Below are 20,702 nucleotides of genomic sequence, written 5' to 3'. Positions count from 1 at the left end.
AGGCAAAGGTCAATCGATCTTCCAACGCGCCGCCGCCATGGATCATGATGCGGCGGCGGTTCCTTTCGCACTGTAACGTGCGAGGAACGTGGCAACAGCCTCTTCGACGACCTGCTGGCGTCGGTCCTTCGAGGGTGCGCCACCGACACCGATCACACGGTACCAAAGCAGCGGTTCATTGACGAGTCCCACGAACTGCCGGGCGGCGAGATCGGGATCTTGGACATTGATGATCCCTTGGCCGTTCATCGCGCTGATATAGTCGATCAAGGCCCGAAGTGCCGGCATCTTCCCAAGTCGTACAAAATTTTCAGCGAGGTCCGGGAAGCGATTGCTCTCGCTGATGACCATGCGTACAAAAGCCACCGCTTGATCTGGAGTCCAGAAATCCGCGATCAGCAGCCCCACTTTTCTGAGGCCAAGAGCTGGATCCTCGAGGGCGGCTTCATCGGACATGATGCTCACAACGGGCATATCCCGCCATACCCGCTCCACCGCGGCGTTGAAAAGGACCTCCTTGCTTTCGAACTGATTATAGACGGTGCGGCGCGCTGCGCCCGACTCTTGCGCGACAAGATCCATGCTGGCTCCCTCATAGCCATGAGTGAGGAATATCCGCGTCGCTGCATCCAGAATCGCTTCACGTTTGGAGGGTCCCTGGTCCCTGGACCTCATTGGCGATTTGTTCGTCGCCGTCGAAACAGCAATGCTTTTCATCAATTCGATTGATCCCATAAAATGTAGGATTGAGCGCCATAATTACCTAGTGCATTGCACTCAAGCGTGCAAGTTGCCTCAACTGACAAAACCACGCGCTTCGTTCAGACGTCGAACGTCGGAGCAACGTCTCAGGTAGACCGTCCGTCTCACTTCTGGATCAATCTTCGGCCCCACAATGTGAACGAAACCGCCAAAGGGAGAGTTGTCGCTTTTGTGTTGACTGCACTGCACTATGCAGTGCATATCTTGGGAAGGGAGGTGTTCGCGTTTGAGGATTGATCATGAATATTCGTTCTATCGTGTTTGTTCTCCTGATGATGGGTTGCGCTGTCTTGGCTACGGGAGAGCTTTATCTCACAATCCCCCTTGGTGTTGACATCGCCCGCCAATATCACGTCGATGCAACATCTTCTGGGCGGCCAGGCGCGACGCACAGTTCATCGACGTGGGCCGCCGGCACCTGCGCTATCCGGCGCATATGGGCGTGTGAGGTCTGACCATGCTGAACCTCACAGAATACCGCTGGAGAAATGAAAGCCTTGCCGATTTCCTGCCCTGGGCAGCCCTGATTGCTCCGGGCGTCGTCCTCAACAAGGACGGCTCGTTCCAGCGCACAGCGCGGTTTCGTGGGCCGGACCTCGACAGCGCCACGCCGGCCGAACTCGTCGCCGTCACTGCACGCCTCAACAATGCGCTACGGCGTCTCGGCTCCGGCTGGGCGGTCTTCGTCGAGGCGCAGCGCAATCCCGCCAGCCATTATCCCCAAAGCCTGTTCGCCGATCCCGCATCCGCGCTGATCGATATCGAACGCCGCGAACAGTTCGAGGGGGAGGGCGACGCGAACGCGTCCCTCTTCGAGAGTAGCTATTTCCTGAACTTCGTCTGGTTGCCGCCGGCCGAAGAGGCCTCGCGCCTGGAAGGCTGGCTCTATGAGGGCCGCGAACAATTCGGCGTCAATCCATGGGAATTCCTCAAGAGCTTCGTCGATCGCACCGACCGGGTGCTGCACCTCTTCGAAGGCTTTGTCCCGGAGGCCGACTGGTTCGATGACGCGGAAACACTCACCTATCTGCACTCGACCGTCTCAACCACGCGCCAGCGTGTCCAGGTTCCGGAAACCCCGATGCATCTCGATGCGTTGCTGGCCGTCGAGCCGCTGACCGGCGGTCTCGAGCCGCGCCTTGGCGAGAAGCATCTGCGTACGTTGACTGTGATCGGCTTTCCGACCATCACCTTTCCGGGCATTCTCGACGATCTGAACCGCCTTGCCTTCTCCTATCGCTGGTCGACCCGAGCAATCATGCTCGACAAGACGGACGCAACGCGCCTCGTCACCAAAATCCGCCGGCAATGGTTTGCCAAGCGCAAGTCGATCGCTGCGATCCTGAAGGAGGTATTGACCAACGAACAATCGGTGCTGACAGACACCGATGCTGCCAACAAGGCGGCCGATGCGGATGCCGCACTCCAGGATCTCGGCTCCGATGAGATCGGTCAGGCCTATGTCACCGCCACCGTCACCGTCTGGGACGCCGATCCACGGATCGCCGAAGAAAAGCTGCGGCTTGTCGAGAAGGTCATCCAGTCCCGCGACTTCACCTGCATTGCCGAGACCGTCAACGCGATCGAGGCCTGGCTCGGCAGTCTGCCCGGGCACGTCTATGCCAATGTCCGCCAGCCGCCGATCTCGACCCTGAACCTTGCCCATATGATCCCGATCTCGGCGGTCTGGGCGGGGCCGGAGCGGGACGTGCATCTCGATGCCCCACCGCTCTTCTATGCGCGGACCGAAGGCGCGACCCCGTTCCGCTTCGCACTCCATGTCGGCGATGTCGGGCATACGATGGTGGTTGGTCCGACGGGGGCGGGGAAATCAGTGCTCCTTGCACTGATGGCGTTGCAGTTCCGCCGCTATGATCGCGCTCAAGTGTTTGCCTTCGATTTCGGCGGCTCGATCCGAGCGGCAACCCTTGCCATGGGCGGCGACTGGCAGGATCTGGGTGGTGCGATCTCGGAATCCATATCCGTTCTCGACATGGTGGCATTGCAGCCGCTCGCCGGCATTCACGACACGCTGGAGCGCGCCTGGGCCGCGGACTGGCTGGTCGATATTCTGGTCCGTGAGGGCGTCGCGATCACGCCCGAGGTCAAGGAGCATCTCTGGACGTCCCTGACATCCTTGGCGTCCGCGCCGGTCAGCGAACGCACCATTACCGGCCTGACCGTGCTTCTGCAGTCGACCCGCCTGAAACAGGCGCTCAAGCCCTATTGCATCGGCGGTGCCCATGCCGGTCTGCTCGACGCGGAAATGGAATGGTTGGGCGATGCCTCCGTCCAGGCCTTCGAGACCGAGGGCCTGATCGGAACGGGGGCCGCGCCCGCCGTGCTGTCCTATCTCTTCCACCGCATTGAGGCCCGCTTTGACGGGCGGCCCACGCTCCTCATCATTGACGAGGGTTGGCGGGCGTTGGACGATGGCGGCTTTGCCGCAAAGATCAAGGAATGGCTGAAGACGCTGCGCAAGAAGAATGTCAGCGTCGTCTTCTCCTCCCAGTCGCTTGCCGACATCGAAGCCTCGCCGATCGCGCCGGTGCTGGTGGAAAGCTGCCCGACCCGCATCTTCCTGGCCAATGAGCGCGCCATCGAACCGCAGATTGCCGGCGTTTACCGGCAGTTCGGATTGAACGACCGTCAGATCGAGATCGTCGCGCGGGCCACGCCGAAGCGGGATTATTACTGCCAGTCCCGGCGCGGCAATCGCCTGTTCGAACTGGGCCTCGGGGATGTCGCGCTTTCGCTCTGTGGAGCATCTGACAAGGCGGCGCATGCGGCGATGAACGAGCTGATCGAAGCCGGTGAGCAGCCGCGCTTCCTGGAGGCCTGGCTGACGGCTCGCGGTCTCGGCTGGGCCGCCGATCTTGTTCCCGTCCTTACCAACATCGTTCCGTCGGCGGACGGTGAGGCCGGCGATGCTCCCACCTTTTCCCCATCATCCGACGAGGAGATCATGCCATGATCCGTTCCGCGCCCGTTTACACACCAGCGGGCCGCGCGCTTGCCGTTGCGCTTGGCGCAGCCGTGATTCTTCCGTTCGGCGTCACCCTGGCGCCGAAGCCGGCCTTCGCCTTCATCGTTTTCGACCCGACCAACTACACCCAGAATCTTCTGACCGCGGCGCGTTCGCTTGAACAGATCAACAACCAGGTCACCTCGCTGCAGAACGAGGCGCAGATGCTGATCAACCAAGCGCGCAATCTCACCAGCCTGCCGACATCGATGTTGTCTGAGATCGAGGGCAATTTCTCTCAGATGAAGAGCCTGCTCGATCAGGCCGAACAGATTGCCTACGACGTCCAGACCATCGACCAGCAGTTCAGCCAGACCTATGAAACCTTCGCCGCCGGCAAGAATGGCGAGCAGTTGGTGACGGCCGCGCGCGGACGCTGGCAGCGATCGGTGTCGGCCTTCGAGGATTCGTTGAAGACCGGTGCCGCGGCCGTCAACGGGATTGAGGATACACAAGCCCAGACTTCGGAACTGGTCAGTGCCAGTCAGTCGGCGGTCGGCGTCCTGCAGGCGGCGCAGGCAAAACAGATGGCGGACCTCACCGCCATGCTGGCAGCACAAGGTCGAGCCGACGCGCTTGAAAAGGCCCGTGAGGCGGCAGCGCAGGAACAGGCCCGCGAACAGTTCAGCCGCTTCATGGCGGGCACTGCCTATAATCCGTCGTCCGTCCGCATGTTCCACGATTGAGGAGCACGCCCCATGGACCTGAAGATCGCCGCCCGGATGATTGCCGTCCTTGCCGTTGGAGCGGGATTGACCGCGACGCTCATGGCAGTGGGCCGGCCGCGCGGAGCGGAAGAGGCCCCCGTCTTCCGCTCCGCCGATCCGGGCGGCGACCCCGATGGTGTCGATGGTCGCGCTGAGCTTCGCCATTGCCGTGATCTCGGCACGAACGCCCTGAATGACACGGGTTGCCGGAAGGCCTGGATGGAAAGCCGACGGCGCTTCCTTCAGGTGTCGCCGACCACGCATCCGTCCGCGCCGGCATCCGGCGCCGAGGTCACGGTGGCGCCATGAACAACACCGGCATCATCGATCGTTTTCTGGAGACCTTCACCGCCTATATCGATTCCGGCTTCGGGCTGCTGCATGGCGAGGTGGCGTTTCTGTCGTCGACGCTGATCGCCATCGACATCGTGCTGGCCGGTCTTTTCTGGGCCTGGGGCGCCGACGAGAATGTCATGCAGCGCCTTGTGAGAAAGACACTCTATATCGGCGTCTTCGCCTTCATCATCGGCAACTTCAATCATCTGGCGAAGATCGTCTTCGAAAGCTTTTCCGGTCTCGGGCTGAAGGCGGCCGGATCGTCGCTTTCGGCTGCCGAACTCCTGCAGCCGGGGCGTGTCGCGCAAGTCGGCATCGATGCCGGTAACCCGATCCTGAAGGCAGCCAGCGACCTGATGGGTTATGTGAGCTTCTTCGAGAACTTCGTGCAGATCTTCGTGCTGATGACCGCCTGGGCCATCGTCATCGTTGCCTTCTTCATCCTCTCCGTCCAGATATTCGTCACCCTGATCGAGTTCAAGCTGACGACGCTCGCCGGCTTCGTGCTGATCCCCTTCGCCTTCTTCCAGAAGACCGCCTTCCTCGCCGAAAAGGTGCTTGGCAATATCGTTGCCTCCGGCGTCAATATCCTGGTGCTCGCCGTCATCGTCGGCATTGGCTCCAGCCTCTTCGGCCAGTTCACCTCCGGGTTCTCCGATCAGCCGACGATCTCGGAAGCCCTGTCGCTGGTGCTTGGCGCACTGGCGCTGATGGGTCTTTCGATCTTCGGGCCCGGTATCGCCACAGGCCTCGTCTCCGGGGCGCCGCAGCTTGGCGCGGGTGCGGCCGTCGGAACCGGGCTGGCGGCCGCGGGTCTGGGTGCGGCCGGTTTTGTCGGCGCCCGCGCCGGAATGGGCATGGCCACAGGTGCGATCGGCGGCGCTATGCGAGGCGGCGCTGCCGTCGCCGGTGGCGCCAGCACCGCCTATGGGCTTGCGAGTAGCACCTCGGGTGCGGGCAGCGTGGGCCGCGCTGCGGCTGGCATCGGCGGTGTGGCCAGGGCTGGCGCGGGCTTTGTTGCCAACAAGGCGAAGGATGCCACGAGCCATTCCCGCGACACGCTTAGCGAGCGCTATGCGGCCGGTCAGTCGGCCGCCTGGAAGGCGACCGGCGGCGGCAACGACATTGGTGGGGGTACGCCCGGCTCGGCTGGTGAAATGGCCGGCGAGATCCAGCGATCCTCTTCGCCGCCGCCTTGGGCGACGAAGATGCAGCGCCGCAATGCGTTCCATCATGGCGTCAGCACCGCTGCCCATACCGTCCGCTCCGGCGATCATGGTGGCGGCTCCATGTCCGTTTCCCTCAATCAGGATGACCGTCGATGAACCCGTTCAAACGCGCCTCCGTGCGCTACGCCCGCACACCCGAACCCGAAACTCCGTATCAGAAGGCAGCCCAGGCCTGGGACGAGCGCATCGGCTCGGCCCGTGTCCAGGCGAAGAACTGGCGGCTGATGGCCTTCGGCTCGCTCCTGCTCGCCGGCAGCTTTGCAGGCGCCCTCGTCTGGCAATCGACCCGTGGAACCGTCGTGCCCTGGGTCGTGCAGATTGACAAGCTTGGTGAGGCCCAGGCCGTGGCGCCGGCGATGGCCGATTACAAACCGAGTGATCCGCAGATCGCCTGGCATCTTGCCCGCTTCGTCGAGAACGTCCGCTCGATCCCCGCCGATGCGGTGATCGTTCGCCAGAACTGGCTGCGCGCCTATCAGTATACGACCGATCGGGGTGCTGTGGCGCTCAACGATTATGCGCGCGCCAACGATCCCTTCACCAAGGTCGGCAAGGTCCAGATTGCCATAGACGTCTCGTCCGTCATTCGCGCCTCGCCTGACAGCTTCCGCGTCGCCTGGGTCGAGCGCCGCTACGAGAACGGACAACTCTCATCCACCGAACGCTGGACGGCGATCCTGACCGTGGTCATCGCCCCGCCGCGCGATGCCGACCGGCTGCGCGCCAATCCGCTCGGTGTCTATGTCAACGCCATCAACTGGTCGAAGGAGCTTTCGCAATGACGGGGGTAACAGGAATGTCCATGAACAGACGTCGGCCGGGCAGGGCGGTCACGTTAGGCTCAGTGCTGCTGACGGCAACGGCGCTTGCCGGCTGCGCCCACAAATATATCCCGCCAGAAATCAATTATGATGACGCGGCGCCGGCAGTGAAGATCACCGATCCGGTAGGCCCGGTGAAAATCGTCGAGCTGCCGAAGCCGCTGCCGCTGCCCGGCCAGTTGAAGCCGGTTGGGGATGCGAAGAAGAAGCCGGAAGCCAAGGACCCGAAGGACCGGGTGTCGGCGGCCAACGCGGCCGCACGCATGCAGCCGGTTCGCGACGGCTTCATCAATGCCGTTCAGGTCTATCCCTATACCGTCGGCGCGCTCTACCAGGTTTATGCAGCCCCTGGGCAGGTGACTGATATCGCGCTGGAGCCCGGAGAGGAACTGGTCGGCTCCGGTCCGGTTGCCGCCGGCGACACAGTGCGCTGGATCATCGGCGATACGGAAAGCGGCGCGGGCGCCACCAAACAGGTGCATATTCTTGCGAAACCGACGCGTCCCGACATCGAGACCAATCTTGTCATCAACACCAATCTGCGCACCTATCATCTCGAACTGCGCTCGACGGAAAAGACCTACATGGCTTCCGTCTCCTGGCAATATCCCGCCGACCAGCTGATTGCCCTGAAACGCCGCAACACGCAAGCCGCTGAGACCATGCCGGTCGCCGCCGGCGTCGATATCGCCAGGCTCAATTTCCGCTATCGTATCGAGGGCGACAGCGCCCCCTGGCGGCCCGTTCGCGTCTTCGACGACGGCAAAAAGGTATATATCGAATTCCCCTCCGGCATCGCCCAGGGAGAAATGCCGCCGCTCTTCGTCATCGGCGCGTCGGGCAATTCCGAACTCGTCAACTACCGCGCCCGCCAGAACTACTATGTCGTCGATCGCCTCTTTGCCGCGGCTGAACTCAGGCTCGGCGACAAGGAGAGCCAGCGCCGGGTGCGGATCGTGCGCACCGACGGCCGTCCCTCGAAACGCAGAACGGTACTCTTCCCGTCGGAGAACGATTGATGACCGGGGAGAAGGATATCAAGGCGGCGTTCCGGCTGCGGCCGGAGCCGCCCCGCGTCAAGCGCCTCTCCCGGAAAGTCCTGATCGGGCTTGGGGGTGTCTCCGGATTGGCGATCGCCGCCGCTTTGTTCTTTGCCCTCGATACCGCACGGCGCAAGGGTGAGGCCCCGTCCGAACTCTATAGTACCGACAATCGCACGGAAGCCGACGGCCTTGCCAGCCTCCCGAAGGATTACACCGCCATTCCGAAGCTGGGGCCGGCACTTCCCGGCGATCTCGGCCGGCCGATCCTGAAGGCGCAGGGAGAGGGCAAGCCCGTGACCGTACCTGCGCTTAAGATCCCGCGCGCAGATCCGGATGAACAACGGCGTCTCGCGGAAATCGAGGCGGCACGGGTCGCCAAGCTGTTCACCGACAGTCATGGTGTGCGTGCTGAAACCGCGCCGGTGCTCGACGGCAAGGCTAATGCTGCCGATCCGAATACGCTGACGCAGCCTGGTACCACGCCTGCGCTCGACGCCGGGGCGGTCCAGAACATGCAGGACCGCAAGCTCGCCTTCGTCAATGCCGAGGCAGATCGGCAGACCGTCAGTCCGGATCGGGTGCAGAAAAAAGCCTCGTCCTATATCCTGCAGGCCGGATCGGTAATTGCCGCCGCCCTAATCACCGGTATCCAGTCCGACCTGCCGGGATCGATCACCGCGCAGGTCACCGAAAACGTCTATGACAGCCCGACGGGAACCGCTCTCCTCATTCCGCAGGGCTCACGTCTCATCGGCCAGTACGACAGCCAGGTCGCCTTCGGCCAGTCGCGCGTCCTTCTCGTCTGGAACCGTGTCGTCATGCCGAACGGCACGTCCATCGTGCTGGAGCGCTTGCCCGGCGCCGACCCGCAAGGGTTTTCTGGGCTTGAAGACGGTGTGGATTATCATTGGGGGCAGTTGTTCAAGGCGGCCGCCCTTTCCACGCTGCTCGGCGTTGGAACACAGATCGGCGGCAACAGCCAGGAAAGTCAGATCGCCCAGGCAATCCGCGAAAGCGCGCAAGGGACGGCCGCTAATGTCGGGCAGCAGATCGTCGGTCGGCAGCTCAATATTCAGCCGACGCTGACCATCCGGCCGGGGTTTCCGGTCCGCGTTATCGTCAATCGCGATCTAATGATGCAGCCCTATGTGTCACGCAAGGAGCCGTCATGACCAAGCTGAAGCTCTCCGTCATTCCGGACGACAAGCCGGTCAAGATCACTGTCGAATTGCCTGCGGCGGTGTTTCGGGATCTGCAGGCCTATGCGGAGATCCTGGCGAGAGAGAAAAGGGAGGCGTCACCGCCAGAGCCGGGGAAGCTGATCGTGCCGATGGTCCAGAGATTCATGGCAAGCGACCGCGAATTTAGCAAAACAAAGCGCCGCATCCACGATACGTGAGTTGAGATTTGTAGCTTCAGTTTCGCAATCTGCCGCGCATGCGACCGTGTGCACCGCTTCAAATACCTCCCCACACAGGATGCCGAAAAAGATCGATAAATCCGTCACGCTTTTTTGTTTTCAACACGCCAAAATCACCAGAGACGGTAAACATGCTTTTTGGTCGACGTGTCACTCTAACCCACGGCAGCTCGGTGCCATCTACTGCTGCAACCGCTTTGAGCTCCGAGAGATCCAAGCATACAATGCCGTTCCATCCGCAAACAAGCGCCACGAACACCTCTCTGCAACAAGAGCGCAGTTCCAGAAATTGTTCAATGTTTTGGCCGGTGAAAGAGAACTGCCACGGTGTCAGGCGCGCGGTAGAATGTTTAATATAGAGCCCAACTATCTGATTGATGATATAGAATCCTGAGCGCCCATCGGCGCCCAGGTGGCCGATTGTCAGTCCAAAAGGCGATTGGTCGATCAGTGCGCAAATGGCAGCCCCATGAAATAGTCGGTACTCAGGTATCATTTCGCAGGTTCTTGATGAACTGAATATTCCCTTCAAATTTATAAAATAGTCGAGCTCTTCCTTCGCCATTTGTGTAGATTTTAAAATGATGGATGGCGTGAGGATATTTTCCCTTTTGAAGGTCAGAGGTGCCGATAAATCCGCGCCGCCGCTCTATGAGTTTTTGGTTGGCATCAGTGTATTTTACTATCGATCCTGTTGGATGAAAGGCCAAGGATGCACTCTGCTTCGGAAGGGTTCTCAATATATACTTTCGGAGATAACTCGGGAAACTCTGATCTCCCAGTAATTGGGAGAGCTCTTCCATCAATTGCAGCGAAGATTTTTCCGACGTAACTAATTTTTCAATCTCTCTTGTGTGGTCAAATATTGCAAACGACATTTCACCCCTATTGAGATCGACGGTAGAACGATCAATACTTGAACTTGAGACCGCGGCTATTCGCTGATCGGTAAGCCAGACCAAGGAGCCCATTTTCTGTCGGATCGCATCCAGTGCCAAACGGTGGAATACAAAACAGCGGTGCCAATCACTATAAAGCGCGGAGGGAATAGTTAGTTCAAAGAAGCGAAGATATCCTCCCCTGCTTCCGAACATGCGTGCCCGCTGAATATAGGTATCTTGCTGGATCTTATGGCGAACGTCACGTGTAAAGAACATTGAAAGTAGATTTTCAAGCGTTACTCCCCGTGAAACAATATTGCCGCCTATAATTATTGTGAAAAGACTACTCGGATTCGTCGCGGAAGCGCCGCGAAGGCTAAAATCGCGTTCGCTATTTATTATTATAAGGGAGTTTCTGGTAATGTTGTTTAGTACATACCGGGTTAATTCGTCCACATCGGCGTCTGGATACCGTGTTGAGATGACGTCCCAAATTTCTTTAACATACTTTTCAAACCGGGATGATTTCGGATCCTGAAGATCATTTAGCGCAGAATTTATTACCGACCAGTCCGATTTATGATCAGTCTTTTTTCCGCTCGTGTGAACAAGAAATGAGTAGTTTTCTTCAGAATTGTTAACATACTTATTGAGATAAGCTACATTCGCAAGAAATCTGAATAAAGCGCTTCTTGCATATTTCGGTTCATCTCCGCTGTTCGGTAAGAGCTGAAGCGAAAAATCAACCTTATTGTCTAACGGAAAGAATACGTCTTGGCCGGTGTAAGCGGAGTGAGGCGGGAAATCGACCCAGAGGTGGCTGTCATTCTGAAAAGTGTTATTCAGGTCAAGTCGGGCTGGTGTAGCCGTCACGCCAATATAAATCCCGGTTTCACCAAGAATCTGATTTATGAGTTCATTTATTCTGGTTTTGGTTCCGGAATTGATTTTAGAATTGGGAGAAGCATAGTCTGCTTCGTCATCTATTACAACGATGCCCTCTACACTCCCAATTTTGTCGATAAGTTTTCGGAGGTCGTTGGCATTTTTTTTGCTGAAAATAACATGCCTTCCGCTTTTTACCGGGATAGTAGGGTCGAGAATCTCTGAAAAATTGCGGGCGGCTGGGGCCAAGCCCGACGTCTTAAAACGACCGAGATTTTGACCGAGCAGGTCGACGCTGTCGTTCAGCAGGTGGAGAATGAAGGTGTGTCCTTGATCCAGCAACTTTGCTGTTAGGCATATCATCATTTCGGTCTTGCCACTTTGCGGCTCACCATAGACGACGAACGAACGAGTGGCTTTCGAGGATAGATTCGCCACTGCACCGCGCACTGCGATTTCGATGCATTCCACGTCTTTCCCAGCGGTTCGTAGTCGCTCAAGCTGACCTTCATATTGATGCGATGACGGTGCATTATTCAAAAAATTGTTGATATCGAAAGACATTACGATTCGATCCCCTAGCTCCTGGATCTAGTTTCATCGCTGAGATGCAACTCGTCAACAGGTTGAATTAGCGCTGACTGGCTGACCTTCTTGTCGATTGAAGATCGCTGCTGGAGTGCTCGAAATTTCCCATTCGATCGACGACCGTGAATATTTATCGCACCTGTTTAAAACCCACTTCAGGTCTCGCGCCCGCAGGGTCTAGCCGCTATGTTCGCTGAAGACATTTCAATAACTTGTGATTCAAAATGACGCGCAGCAACAAAAGAGCCAAACTGAAGTTGGTCGATTTACCCGAAGAAAGTCGTCCCCCCACTCGTGCAAACGAGGCCATGCATCCTCAGGTAATGTCCGAAGATGCGTTTAGCTCAAAGCGACTAAAAGCCGCTGCGGCTTACGCCGACGAGACTGCCATCGTGCTCAATATGGACGTGCGTGAAGCTTTGTCGCTTCTTGCTGCAGAAGGCGTTCAGGCGAACTGCATTGTTACTTCGCCACCCTTTTACGGGCAGCGTGATTATGAAGTTGATTGCCAGATCGGATTAGAAGCGCACCCCTCGGAATTTATCAGCACTCTTGCCGACGTTTTTCAAAGCGCGGGTTCTGTGCTCGCTGACAACGGAAGTCTTTGGGTCAATATCGGGGATACGTACTGGAGCGGTAAAGGTGAACATCGAAGTGGGGAAGCAAAGCAATCAGCGCGGCGCTTTGGTATCCGCCCACAAGACAAAAAAGGTGACGGCAAATGGTGTGTTCCCAAGCAGCTACTTTTGATTCCCCATCGATTTGCTATAGAAATGCAAGATCGTAATTGGATTGTTCGAAACGACAATGTTTGGGTAAAGCCTAATCCGATACCGGACCAAGTGCGTGACCGGTGTTCAATGTCCCATGAGTACGTTTTCCATTTTGTAAAGGAGAGATGGTACTATTTCGATAAGAATGCCGTGGGGCGGACATCCGAAACAGGCACTGTTCTGCCGCCACTAGATACCTGGGAGATAGCGCCGGTGAGGGGGCAGACGGGCCGACATAAGGCCCGCTTCTCAGAAGAGTTGGTTCGTATTCCAATTCTGACGACAACGCCACCCAGAGGTGTGGTATTGGATCCGTTTGCGGGAAGTGGAACCTCGCTGGTATTTGCGCTTAAGCACGGTTTTCGCGTGATAGGTATCGATGCCAAAAAGGAATATTGCGATTTGATGATCGACCAGATTAAGCAACTCATAGCTGAAGACGAGTTGGACTTGGAATAGCCGCAATTCTTAGAAGGCATAACGGGCATATGTATCTAACAGCCGAAGCCGTGCTTCATGCTATCGCCATTCTTCGCGCCAATGTACATCCGTTCATTGGCATCACTTTTGTTGCATGCAAGCATTACGGGCTCAGTGTTGGCTCTTTAGACGCTTTAAGCCTGGACAAACTCACCGAAGAGCATCTTGATGGCCATCACCGGCTTGATCATCGTAGCTCCTACTATTTCCAGCCTTTCAAAAGCGCTTCGTCGTGGGTCAAACAACGATATCCGTCAACAGGTTTACAGACAGTCAATACGCAGACGTTCGCATCGGTGTTTGAACATCCCAGAGGGACCCCGAAATGGGGCTTTTCGCGCGAGTATCTTGATCGAATTACGACCGTCCTGGAAGAGAAAAAATTCCCATCTAACGTTGCCGCAGACGCATTGGCGGTGTGGCTTTATAAGGATACAGACGTAGGTAGCGTCAGCAACTACGAGGAACTTGTTGAATTATTTTTCTCTGAATACAAGATAAATGAAGCCGAGAAGGAAAGACTGTTCTCTATCAGGATGATGGAGGATGTTCTGGCCTTTGAAGGTGCATTTTCATTTGAGCCGCTCGCGATGACGGCAATTACGCGCGAATTACCGCCTCCGCCTGACGCAAAAGCTGAAGGTGGTCGAACCATAAAGTCGCTACGGTTGCGCAACGCTGGGCCAGCCCGCGAAATGGAACTTGATTTTGGGCAGCGCCTTAGCGTTATCACCGGCGATAATGGCTTAGGTAAATCGTTTCTGCTCGACTTTGCCTGGTGGGCAGCGACTGGCAGCTGGGCTGATCGCGAAGCGCTTCCGCAACTCGATAATCCAACGGTGGTATCAGAGGTGGATTACTCCTTAAGCGGAAGCTCAGGAAGGATGGTAAGTTTCAAGGCTAAGTATGATAGGAAGAGCTTTACGTGGGTACGGCCGAAAGAAGCGGCGACAGTTGAGGCGATTGCGATCTTTTCCCGCGCTGACGGTTCCTTCGCGTTTGCCGATCCTGTACGTAGCAGGTTCAACAGGAAGTCATCGATATCCAATAGCTTATCGGCGAAGGAGTTGTGGGACGGGCGTCCAGGAACTATTGAGGGGCTAATAAGAGATTGGATCAAGTGGCAGACCTCTATTGATCGGAAGACATTCGATCAATTTGCGGCGGTACTTAAAAGGCTGTCTCCCGAGGATCTAGGCACTCTGACGCCAGGGGAGCCGGTTCGAATTCCAGACGAACCTCGAGATATCCCTACCATTCGGCACCGTTACGACACCGTGCCAGTAACTCACGCATCTTCTGGCGTGCAGAGAGTGCTACTCTTGGCTTACCTCATCATTTGGTCATGGCAAGAGCATGAGCTTGCCGCGAAGCAGATGGGTGAAATTCCGCTTCGCCGGATGATGGTTATCGTGGATGAACTCGAGGCACATCTTCATCCGAAGTGGCAAAGGATAGTCCTTCCTGCACTCATGAGCGTTGGAGAGCTTCTGAGTAGCGATTTAGCGGTACAAATGATCGCGGCTACCCATTCCCCAATGATACTAGCCTCGATGGAGGCGAGCTTCGACACCTCCATCGATGTTCTTTACCATCTTCATGGCGTGGGACCGACGGTCAAGCTCGAGGAAACGCCGTTTGTAAAATATGGCGATGCCTCGGGTTGGCTTACCTCTCCGTTGTTTGGACTACGTCACGCCAGATCAAGAGAAGCTGAAGAGACAATCGAGCGGGCGAAGGCCCTCCAGCTGGCCGAAAATCCGAGCTCCGGTGATGTCGCGGCGATCACAGAGCGGCTCAAATCGCAGCTTGCTAACGACGATAAATTTTGGCCGCGGTGGCTCTATTTTGCTGAGCAGCATGGTGTAAAGATATGATCGGCGTAGTTTTTCAACCGGAATACGTGGGTTTTGACGATGAGGTCAGAAAACCTGGCGCCGCATTCCTCACATCCTGTCCAAAGCCCACTTCAAAGCAATTCAAGAAGTATGCCTACTGGAGTAGAGCGCTTTCTCAGCTTCACGAGGCCTATTCAGGCGTCTGCGCATACACCGCTATGTACCTTCCAGACCGAGGCACGGTCGATCACTTCCTACCCAAGGCCGGTGAAAATGGCAGACCAGATCTTGCATATGAATGGAACAATTTTCGGTTGGCAGGCGGGAAAATAAATACATCAAAGGGCGATCTGACTGACATAATAGACCCATTCCACGTACAAGACGATTGGTTTTTTATTGACTTACCCGCTTGTCTTATCCGTCCAAATCCCGAGCTTGATAAAGAATTGAAGAGAAAAATTGCAAATACAATTAACTCTTTGCGCCTTAACCAAGATGACAATTACGTGCAAGAGCGTTGTAATATCCTAATGGCTTACGCCACCAACGATGTGTCGCTGAATTTTCTCGAACGGAGGTACCCATTCTTGGCAAAGGAGATCGCGCGACAAGGACTTACCCTGGAGCGGCTAAGGGAGCTTTTCAGAATTTAGGTCGCATTCGGAGTTCGAAGGCGAAGTTCTGGCAAAAGGCTCGGTTAGAAAAATATCCGAAGGCTGGCTACACCGTCAGCGTCAGATTGTGTTCTCGACCAGGCGTAGGAATCGTTGGTTGCGAGCCCCCGCAACCATCTTTACTTGCGATCCACCCCGCTCTCCGGCGGGGTTTTTCGGTTGTGCGGAAATCATAAGGATTCCAGCGAGATCGCCCTGAACGTCGATCTCCACCTTCCCATCCACCGGCGTCAGCACGATCTTGTCCACCAGCGAGCGCAGGATGTCCGCCGCCTCGATCCGCTTCTCTTCCTCTTCGTCCTGCAAGGCTTCGTAGAACTGCTGAACGCGCTTCCGGTACTGGAGCGCCATTGAGGGATGCAGCAGTGGAGGCGGCTCGTCGGCCTCGGCGAGGAACGTAACCAGCTCGGTCTTCCGAGCCTCCAGCCGCTTCATGTCTTCCACGATGGCCTCTATCGGTCCACCAGCCTTGATTGCGGTCAGCAGCTTCGCCAACTCGCGCTCGATCTTTCCGATCTCGGCTTCGGCCGATGCGATGCCGGCGCGGCCTTCCATGCGCAGACGGTTCATCTCCTGCGTGAACACCTCGCAGAAGCGGGCGAACATCTCGGGATCGACCAATCGAGTGCGAAGGGCGTTCAGCACGCGGGCTTCCAACTCGTCGCGGCGAATGTTGACTCGATTGTCGCAGGTGCCCTTGTTGCGCGCTGTCGAACAACCGATCAGCTTCTGAGAGATGGCGGAGTAGCCGCCTCCGCAGCAGGCACATTTGGTCAAACCCGAGAACAGGTATTTGGGGCGGCGACGGTAGTTCATCTTGCTGACGTCGGCGATGCCGCTCTCATCCCGTTCGGTCCGCATTTCGCCTTGGCGGGCTTTCACGACGTTCCAGAGGTCGTCATCGAGGATGCGCAACTCCGGCGCCTCCTGGATCACCCATTCCTCTTCCGGGTTGGGCCGAGCCTGCCGCTTGCCGGTATCCGGGTCTTTGACGAAGCGCTGGCGATTCCAGACGATCTTGCCGACATACATCTCGTTGTTAAGGATGCCGTTCCCGCGTTTCGGATTGCCGTTGATGGTGCTGAAACCCCAATGCCCACCCGAAGGGGCGGGAATACCATCCTTGTTCAGGGCAAAGGCGATGGTCTTGGCCGATTTGCCAGCCGCATAGTCACGGAAGATGCGGCGCACGACATTGGCCTGCGCTTCGTTGATGGTGCGGTCACCCCGGATTGGCTCACCGTTGGCATCGAATTTCTTCACCACATCGTAGCCGTAGGAATTGCCGCCGCCGGACTTGCCGGCCTCGACGCGGCCGCGTTGCCCTCGGCGGGTCTTGTCGGCCAAATCCTTCAGGAACAGCGCATTCATCGTGCCCTTGAGCCCGACATGCAACTCGCTGATCTCACCCTCCGACAGGGTGAACATCTTCACGTCGGCATAGCGCATGCGCTTGTAGATGCCGGCGATGTCTTCCTGGTCACGGCTGATCCGGTCCAGTGCCTCGGCCAGGATCATGTCGAACCGGCCTCGCGCGGAATCCATGATCAGCGCCTGGATGCCGGGACGCTGGATCATGCTGGAGCCTGAGATGGCGTGATCGGAATATTCCTCGACGACCGTCCAGCCTTCCTTTTCCGCCCGCAGGCGGCACATGCGGAACTGGTCGGCGATGGACGCCTCGCGCTGGTTGTCGGACGAATAGCGGGCGTAAATCGCGACCTTCAATGCACTTCTCCCCGAAGCATCAGGAGGGGCGCTTCCTCCGCCGCTTCATCATCTGAACTTCCTCGGCGTAGCACTCCCGCGCCGCCTGACGAGCCAGGAAATCGACCAGACGCAGAAGACGTGGATCGGGATCGCCCCGCGATGTGAACGTCAGCTCCGGCTCTTCCAGCAACAGAGATTCGAGCAGCGCTTCGCGCTCGCTTCCAGTCATCTTGGATTTGTTTCCGGGGGCTCGCAAGGTCATAACTTGCAGCATCCCCGGCGTTTCTGACGTAAGCAACTGAAATCAAAGCCGTATAATTGGCGGCGGCCGGGGCGACAACGGCGGCGTTGTCGCGCTCGGGCGAAGCATGGCGTGCCACAGCATATGGAAAATACTGGCGGGAACGCGCAGTATTCTTCTGCACAAATGGCCTGTGGTGCGAGTCTCGTGGCATCGCTGACATCCCTTGTTTACAAGGCCGACATCGGCTATATGTCAGGATATATAACACGGAGGCCAGCCATGAGCAATGCCGCACAGAAGAGAGCGATCGAGAATTACCGGACACGCCTGACGCAGCGTGGCTTCAAGCGCTTCGAGGTTCTGGCGCTGGAAGCCGACCGTGAGCTGATCCGGTCGCTTGCCCGGCATCTGGCCGAGGAGGGGCCGGAAGCGGAAGAAGCCCGGCAGACCATCAAGGCTCTGGTTGCCGGCGAGCCGCCGAAATCTGGGGACATCCTGTCGGCCCTGCGCCGCTCGCCTCTGGTCGGCGCCGATCTCGACCTGTCGCGGCCGCGCGAGGAAGGGCGCCGGGTCGACCTGTGACGCGCTACCTCCTCGATACGAACATCCTCAGCAACATCGTCAAGCCGCAGCCGTCGGAATCGCTACTGGCGTGGTGGGCGGAGCAACGCGACGAAAACCTGTTCGTCGCCTCGTTGACCATCGCAGAAATTCGGCGTGGCGTTCTCGAAAAGCCACGCGGCAAGAAGCGCGATGCTCTCGATGCCTGGTTTTCGGGACCGGAGGGGCCGCAAGAGTTGTTCGCCGGCCGCATTCTCTCGTTCGATGACAAAGCGGGCCTGATCTGGGCGCGATTAATGGCGGACGGCAAGGCCGCTGGCCGCCCGCGCAGCGCTCTCGACATGATCATCGCTTCTGTCGCAGGTGCAAACGACTGTATTGTGGTTACGGACAACGAGAAGGACTTTGCCGGGCTGGAGTTCGTCAATCCGCTGCGTCCGGTGGAATGATCCCCGGCAGACCGGGATCAAGAACGGGTTCGTCCCATTTGCGTGCGACGCCGAGCCAGCGGTCCACGAACGCCTGAAACTCGGGCTCTCCGAAGCGGAGCTGGAACGTATAGAGGCGATTGACAGTCCTCCCATCGCTGCAGCATAAGCCCCGACATACTTTTTGGCGCGGTATGCGTAGATCTCGATCGCGAGTTGGGCCTCGGGGTCGCCCTTAGCCGCCCTGTCTTCAATGTCGCGCATGTCGGACGAGCCTGCCAGCCCCTTCAGCCCGCTCTCGTAATAGAGCGCATCCTCGATCTCCTGCACCGAAAGCTGAAGTTCGCGCGACAGAAAGCCAAACGCGCCTGGGTCCACGTCACCGGAGCGGGTACCCATCACCAGCCCCTCGAGCGGCGTCATGCCCATCGAACTGTCCATGCTGTGCCCGCGGTTGACGGCGCAGATGCTGGCGCCGTTGCCGAGATGAATGCTCACCAGTTGGAGGTCGGAAAACGGCCGGCCGATCTCTTGGGCCGCCCTCTCGGCCACATATTTGTGAGAGGTACCATGAAACCCGTAGCGGCGCAGACCGGCATCCCGCCACCTTGCCGGCACCGCATAGGTGTTTGCGAAGGCTGGGTTGTCGAGGTGGAAGGCCGTGTCGAACACGGCCACTTGGCTTATGTCCGGCCATAGGCCGCGGCAGAGCCTGACTGCTTCCAAGTTCGCCGGGTTGTGCAAAGGAGCCAGCGGTGTCAGGGCTTCGATGGCCTCGACTGTCTCGTCGTCTAACAGTGTCGGCGAGGTAAACCTTGCGCCGCCATGGACGATCCTGTGCCCGACAGCGTCGATTGCGTCGAGCCCGAAACGCTTCAGCGCGGCCGGAACCACTTTCAGCGCTTCGCTGGGACTATCGAATTCGACCGCACCCCGCTCGTCGGTTTCTCCATGCCGAAAACGGCATTCGCATCCTCCGGCCCGAAAGCGCTCATAAGAACCCTTGAACACTTCGTGTGTTTCAGTCGTCACGCTGAAGATGCCGAACTTGAGGCTGGAACTGCCGGCGTTAAAAACAAGTACCTGCATAGTTGCCCTGTCATTTAGTGGTTAGGTTTGCCAAAGGTTAGTTCGATCCAACTTCGCCATATCGCGATACTGGACGTAGCGAATGCCTGTCGACTCGCCAGCACAGTCGTCGCGCACCACTATCGTGGCCATCGGATCTTTACCGCAACTGTCGAAATGGCAACCCAGATGCCGAGCCGCAGGACCATCGCCGCCATCGTGCGGCTCTCGTAGGCCCCGCCGCGCCAGACGTGCCAAAGGAAGAAAACGAAGACCACGGCCGTTGCCGCCGCGATACCGATGGACAGGGCAGGCGCCCAGGCCGTGCCGCGCCATAGTCCGATCCCTGCCAGCAGATAGGCGAAGCCCGCCACGAAATTGAACCACAGCACGAAGGGAACCACCGCTCCCATATCAGCGCCGCCGAAGAGCGCGCGGCCGCCCGAAATGACGGTAGCCAGGCCAAACACGATCGCCACAACTGCGGAGATAGAATGGGAAAGTGGCCTTGCGGTCATGGTGTCCTCCGGTGTCACGCGTCGGCCAGCCTGCCGTCGCGCAGGTGGACCAGGCGGTCGAAACGGTCAAAAATCTTCTCGTCATGGGTGACGGTGACGATGCAGGCTTCCTGCTCGACGGCAAGCTTGCGCAGAAGGTCCATCACCAGTCCGGCCCGCTTGCCGTCGAGCGCGGCGGTCGGTTCGTCGGCCAGGATGATGCGGGGACGGTTGGCCAGCGCCCGCGCAATGGCCACTCGCTGCGCCTCGCCACCCGACAGGAGCGCTGGCTTGGCCGCGGCGCGGTGGTCGACCTCGAGATAACCGAGCAGATCGCCGGCACGCGCGCGACCCTTCTCAACCGACCAGCCGGCGAGGTCGAGGACCACGGCGACGTTCTCCTCCGCAGTCAGGAAAGGCAAAAGGTTATGGGTCTGGAAGATGAAGCCGATCTTGTCGAGCCTGAGCCTCCTCAGGTCGCGCCGCAGCCATTGCCCGTCGAACACCGTCTCGCCGTCCAGCGTCACCTTGCCCGCCGATGGCGCCAGGATGCAGCCGATGACGTTGAGCAGCGTGGTCTTGCCCGAGCCGGAGGGGCCAAGAAGAGCGATCACCTCGCCGGCGCGAACCTGAAGGTCGACGTCGCGCAGCGCATCGACACGGGTTTCGCCGTCCCCAAAATGCTTGGCCACACCCTTCACGTCGATCAGGATTTCGCCGTCCGTCATG

Annotated in this window: 20 protein-coding genes and 2 pseudogenes; 14 read left to right on the top strand and 8 right to left on the bottom strand. The window is 58.2% G+C overall.

The genetic code is table 11. The features are described 5' to 3' along the window. Positions 1-42 precede the first annotated feature (42 nt). Positions 43-675 carry a TetR/AcrR family transcriptional regulator gene (locus NA8A_RS12270; RefSeq protein WP_276275401.1) on the bottom strand — a complete coding sequence of 211 codons (633 nt, stop codon included), beginning with the start codon at positions 673-675 and terminating at the stop codon, positions 43-45. Positions 676-1,132: 457 nt separating this feature from the next. Between NA8A_RS12270 and NA8A_RS25470 the strand changes: the two are divergent. The 9 genes and pseudogenes from NA8A_RS25470 to NA8A_RS12230 all read left to right on the top strand — a co-directional run. Further along, a pseudogene (locus NA8A_RS25470) lies at positions 1,133-1,210 on the top strand (VirB3 family type IV secretion system protein); the annotation flags it as partial. A 9-nt stretch (positions 1,211-1,219) separates the two neighbouring features. Beyond that, complete coding sequence (gene trbE, locus NA8A_RS12265; RefSeq protein WP_009450615.1) at positions 1,220-3,736, top strand: conjugal transfer protein TrbE; 2,517 nt, start codon at positions 1,220-1,222, stop codon at positions 3,734-3,736. Beyond that, positions 3,733-4,473, top strand: a complete 741-nt coding sequence (gene trbJ, locus NA8A_RS12260; RefSeq protein WP_009450614.1) for a P-type conjugative transfer protein TrbJ — start codon at positions 3,733-3,735, stop codon at positions 4,471-4,473. Before trbE ends, trbJ begins: the two co-directional genes overlap by 4 nt. 12 nt (positions 4,474-4,485) lie before the next feature. Further along, entirely contained in the window at positions 4,486-4,803 is a 318-nt protein-coding gene (trbK-alt, locus tag NA8A_RS12255) for a putative entry exclusion protein TrbK-alt (RefSeq protein WP_009450613.1), read from the top strand. Next, complete coding sequence (gene trbL / locus NA8A_RS12250) at positions 4,800-6,155, top strand: P-type conjugative transfer protein TrbL (protein ID WP_009450612.1); 1,356 nt, start codon at positions 4,800-4,802, stop codon at positions 6,153-6,155. The genes trbK-alt and trbL overlap by 4 nt, the downstream gene beginning before the upstream one ends. Then, positions 6,152-6,841, top strand: a complete 690-nt coding sequence (gene trbF, locus NA8A_RS12245; RefSeq protein WP_009450611.1) for a conjugal transfer protein TrbF — start codon at positions 6,152-6,154, stop codon at positions 6,839-6,841. Before trbL ends, trbF begins: the two co-directional genes overlap by 4 nt. Positions 6,842-6,861: 20 nt before the next feature. Further along, positions 6,862-7,899 (top strand): P-type conjugative transfer protein TrbG, encoded by a 1,038-nt coding sequence (gene trbG, locus NA8A_RS12240; RefSeq protein ID WP_040672538.1) that lies wholly within the window; start codon positions 6,862-6,864, stop codon positions 7,897-7,899. Further along, the gene (locus tag NA8A_RS12235) at positions 7,899-9,095 is read left to right on the top strand and encodes a TraB/TrbI/VirB10 family type IV secretion system protein (protein WP_009450609.1); all 1,197 of its coding nucleotides are present in this window, start codon (positions 7,899-7,901) and stop codon (positions 9,093-9,095) included. The genes trbG and NA8A_RS12235 overlap by 1 nt, the downstream gene beginning before the upstream one ends. Further along, positions 9,092-9,322, top strand: coding sequence for a DUF2274 domain-containing protein (locus NA8A_RS12230; protein WP_009450608.1), 231 nt, complete (start codon positions 9,092-9,094; stop codon positions 9,320-9,322). Before NA8A_RS12235 ends, NA8A_RS12230 begins: the two co-directional genes overlap by 4 nt. A gap of 58 nt (positions 9,323-9,380) precedes the next feature. Here NA8A_RS12230 and NA8A_RS25110 read toward each other — a convergent pair whose 3' ends face one another. Further along, positions 9,381-9,839 (bottom strand): hypothetical protein, encoded by a 459-nt coding sequence (locus NA8A_RS25110; RefSeq protein ID WP_143088031.1) that lies wholly within the window; start codon positions 9,837-9,839, stop codon positions 9,381-9,383. Continuing rightward, positions 9,829-11,673: a Z1 domain-containing protein gene (locus NA8A_RS12225; RefSeq protein ID WP_040672482.1), complete on the bottom strand. Its 1,845-nt coding sequence runs from the start codon at positions 11,671-11,673 to the stop codon at positions 9,829-9,831. The genes NA8A_RS25110 and NA8A_RS12225 overlap by 11 nt, the downstream gene beginning before the upstream one ends. A 248-nt stretch (positions 11,674-11,921) precedes the next feature. Between NA8A_RS12225 and NA8A_RS12220 the strand changes: the two genes are divergently transcribed. The 3 genes from NA8A_RS12220 to NA8A_RS24350 are packed head-to-tail and all read left to right on the top strand — an operon-like array spanning position 11,922 to position 15,444. After that, positions 11,922-12,929 carry a DNA-methyltransferase gene (locus tag NA8A_RS12220; protein WP_202802942.1) on the top strand — a complete coding sequence of 336 codons (1,008 nt, stop codon included), beginning with the start codon at positions 11,922-11,924 and terminating at the stop codon, positions 12,927-12,929. A gap of 29 nt (positions 12,930-12,958) precedes the next feature. Then, positions 12,959-14,827, top strand: a complete 1,869-nt coding sequence (locus tag NA8A_RS12215; protein WP_009450605.1) for an AAA family ATPase — start codon at positions 12,959-12,961, stop codon at positions 14,825-14,827. After that, entirely contained in the window at positions 14,824-15,444 is a 621-nt protein-coding gene (locus NA8A_RS24350; protein ID WP_009450604.1) for an HNH endonuclease family protein, read from the top strand. The genes NA8A_RS12215 and NA8A_RS24350 overlap by 4 nt, the downstream gene beginning before the upstream one ends. Before the next feature lie 81 nt (positions 15,445-15,525). Here the strand turns inward: NA8A_RS24350 and NA8A_RS12205 are convergent, their stop codons facing one another. Both NA8A_RS12205 and NA8A_RS12200 read right to left on the bottom strand, forming a co-directional pair. Beyond that, positions 15,526-17,193, bottom strand: coding sequence for a recombinase family protein (locus NA8A_RS12205; protein ID WP_009450603.1), 1,668 nt, complete (start codon positions 17,191-17,193; stop codon positions 15,526-15,528). A gap of 19 nt (positions 17,194-17,212) precedes the next feature. After that, complete coding sequence (locus NA8A_RS12200; protein WP_229342097.1) at positions 17,213-17,404, bottom strand: hypothetical protein; 192 nt, start codon at positions 17,402-17,404, stop codon at positions 17,213-17,215. Positions 17,405-17,698: 294 nt separating this feature from the next. Here NA8A_RS12200 and NA8A_RS12195 point away from each other — a divergent pair, with 294 nt between their 5' ends. Both NA8A_RS12195 and NA8A_RS24660 read left to right on the top strand, forming a co-directional pair. Next, positions 17,699-18,001, top strand: a complete 303-nt coding sequence (locus tag NA8A_RS12195; protein ID WP_009450601.1) for a hypothetical protein — start codon at positions 17,699-17,701, stop codon at positions 17,999-18,001. Further along, positions 17,998-18,429, top strand: a complete 432-nt coding sequence (locus NA8A_RS24660) for a PIN domain-containing protein (protein ID WP_009450599.1) — start codon at positions 17,998-18,000, stop codon at positions 18,427-18,429. Before NA8A_RS12195 ends, NA8A_RS24660 begins: the two co-directional genes overlap by 4 nt. A gap of 186 nt (positions 18,430-18,615) precedes the next feature. Here the strand turns inward: NA8A_RS24660 and NA8A_RS12190 are convergent. From NA8A_RS12190 to NA8A_RS12180, 3 genes and pseudogenes are all read right to left on the bottom strand, one after another. Continuing rightward, positions 18,616-19,497, bottom strand: a pseudogene (locus NA8A_RS12190) (acetate/propionate family kinase); the annotation flags it as partial. Positions 19,498-19,616: 119 nt separating this feature from the next. Beyond that, the gene (locus NA8A_RS12185) at positions 19,617-19,994 is read right to left on the bottom strand and encodes a hypothetical protein (RefSeq protein WP_009450595.1); all 378 of its coding nucleotides are present in this window, start codon (positions 19,992-19,994) and stop codon (positions 19,617-19,619) included. A gap of 14 nt (positions 19,995-20,008) precedes the next feature. Beyond that, positions 20,009-20,701 (bottom strand): ABC transporter ATP-binding protein, encoded by a 693-nt coding sequence (locus NA8A_RS12180; RefSeq protein WP_009450594.1) that lies wholly within the window; start codon positions 20,699-20,701, stop codon positions 20,009-20,011. Position 20,702 lies beyond the last annotated feature (1 nt).

Origin of the sequence: Nitratireductor indicus C115 (assembly GCF_000300515.1) — a bacterium.
GTDB classification, from domain to species: domain Bacteria; phylum Pseudomonadota; class Alphaproteobacteria; order Rhizobiales; family Rhizobiaceae; genus Nitratireductor; species Nitratireductor indicus.
Note: the sequence above shows the minus strand (reverse complement) of the source record. Positions and strands in the feature narration are given on the sequence as shown.

Coding starts and splice junctions, on each gene's coding strand:
- NA8A_RS12215 (WP_009450605.1), top strand. CDS start 12,959: ATGTATCTAACAGCCGAAGCCGTGCTTCATGCTATCGCCATTCTTCGC.
- trbE (WP_009450615.1), top strand. CDS start 1,220: ATGCTGAACCTCACAGAATACCGCTGGAGAAATGAAAGCCTTGCCGAT.
- NA8A_RS12220 (WP_202802942.1), top strand. CDS start 11,922: ATGACGCGCAGCAACAAAAGAGCCAAACTGAAGTTGGTCGATTTACCC.
- NA8A_RS12270 (WP_276275401.1), bottom strand. CDS start 675: ATGAGGTCCAGGGACCAGGGACCCTCCAAACGTGAAGCGATTCTGGAT.
- trbK-alt (WP_009450613.1), top strand. CDS start 4,486: ATGGACCTGAAGATCGCCGCCCGGATGATTGCCGTCCTTGCCGTTGGA.
- NA8A_RS12180 (WP_009450594.1), bottom strand. CDS start 20,701: ATGACGGACGGCGAAATCCTGATCGACGTGAAGGGTGTGGCCAAGCAT.
- NA8A_RS24350 (WP_009450604.1), top strand. CDS start 14,824: ATGATCGGCGTAGTTTTTCAACCGGAATACGTGGGTTTTGACGATGAG.
- NA8A_RS25110 (WP_143088031.1), bottom strand. CDS start 9,839: ATGATACCTGAGTACCGACTATTTCATGGGGCTGCCATTTGCGCACTG.
- trbL (WP_009450612.1), top strand. CDS start 4,800: ATGAACAACACCGGCATCATCGATCGTTTTCTGGAGACCTTCACCGCC.
- NA8A_RS12230 (WP_009450608.1), top strand. CDS start 9,092: ATGACCAAGCTGAAGCTCTCCGTCATTCCGGACGACAAGCCGGTCAAG.
- trbG (WP_040672538.1), top strand. CDS start 6,862: ATGAACAGACGTCGGCCGGGCAGGGCGGTCACGTTAGGCTCAGTGCTG.
- NA8A_RS12225 (WP_040672482.1), bottom strand. CDS start 11,673: ATGTCTTTCGATATCAACAATTTTTTGAATAATGCACCGTCATCGCAT.
- NA8A_RS12200 (WP_229342097.1), bottom strand. CDS start 17,404: ATGACTGGAAGCGAGCGCGAAGCGCTGCTCGAATCTCTGTTGCTGGAA.
- trbF (WP_009450611.1), top strand. CDS start 6,152: ATGAACCCGTTCAAACGCGCCTCCGTGCGCTACGCCCGCACACCCGAA.
- NA8A_RS12235 (WP_009450609.1), top strand. CDS start 7,899: ATGACCGGGGAGAAGGATATCAAGGCGGCGTTCCGGCTGCGGCCGGAG.
- NA8A_RS12195 (WP_009450601.1), top strand. CDS start 17,699: ATGAGCAATGCCGCACAGAAGAGAGCGATCGAGAATTACCGGACACGC.
- NA8A_RS12185 (WP_009450595.1), bottom strand. CDS start 19,994: ATGACCGCAAGGCCACTTTCCCATTCTATCTCCGCAGTTGTGGCGATC.
- trbJ (WP_009450614.1), top strand. CDS start 3,733: ATGATCCGTTCCGCGCCCGTTTACACACCAGCGGGCCGCGCGCTTGCC.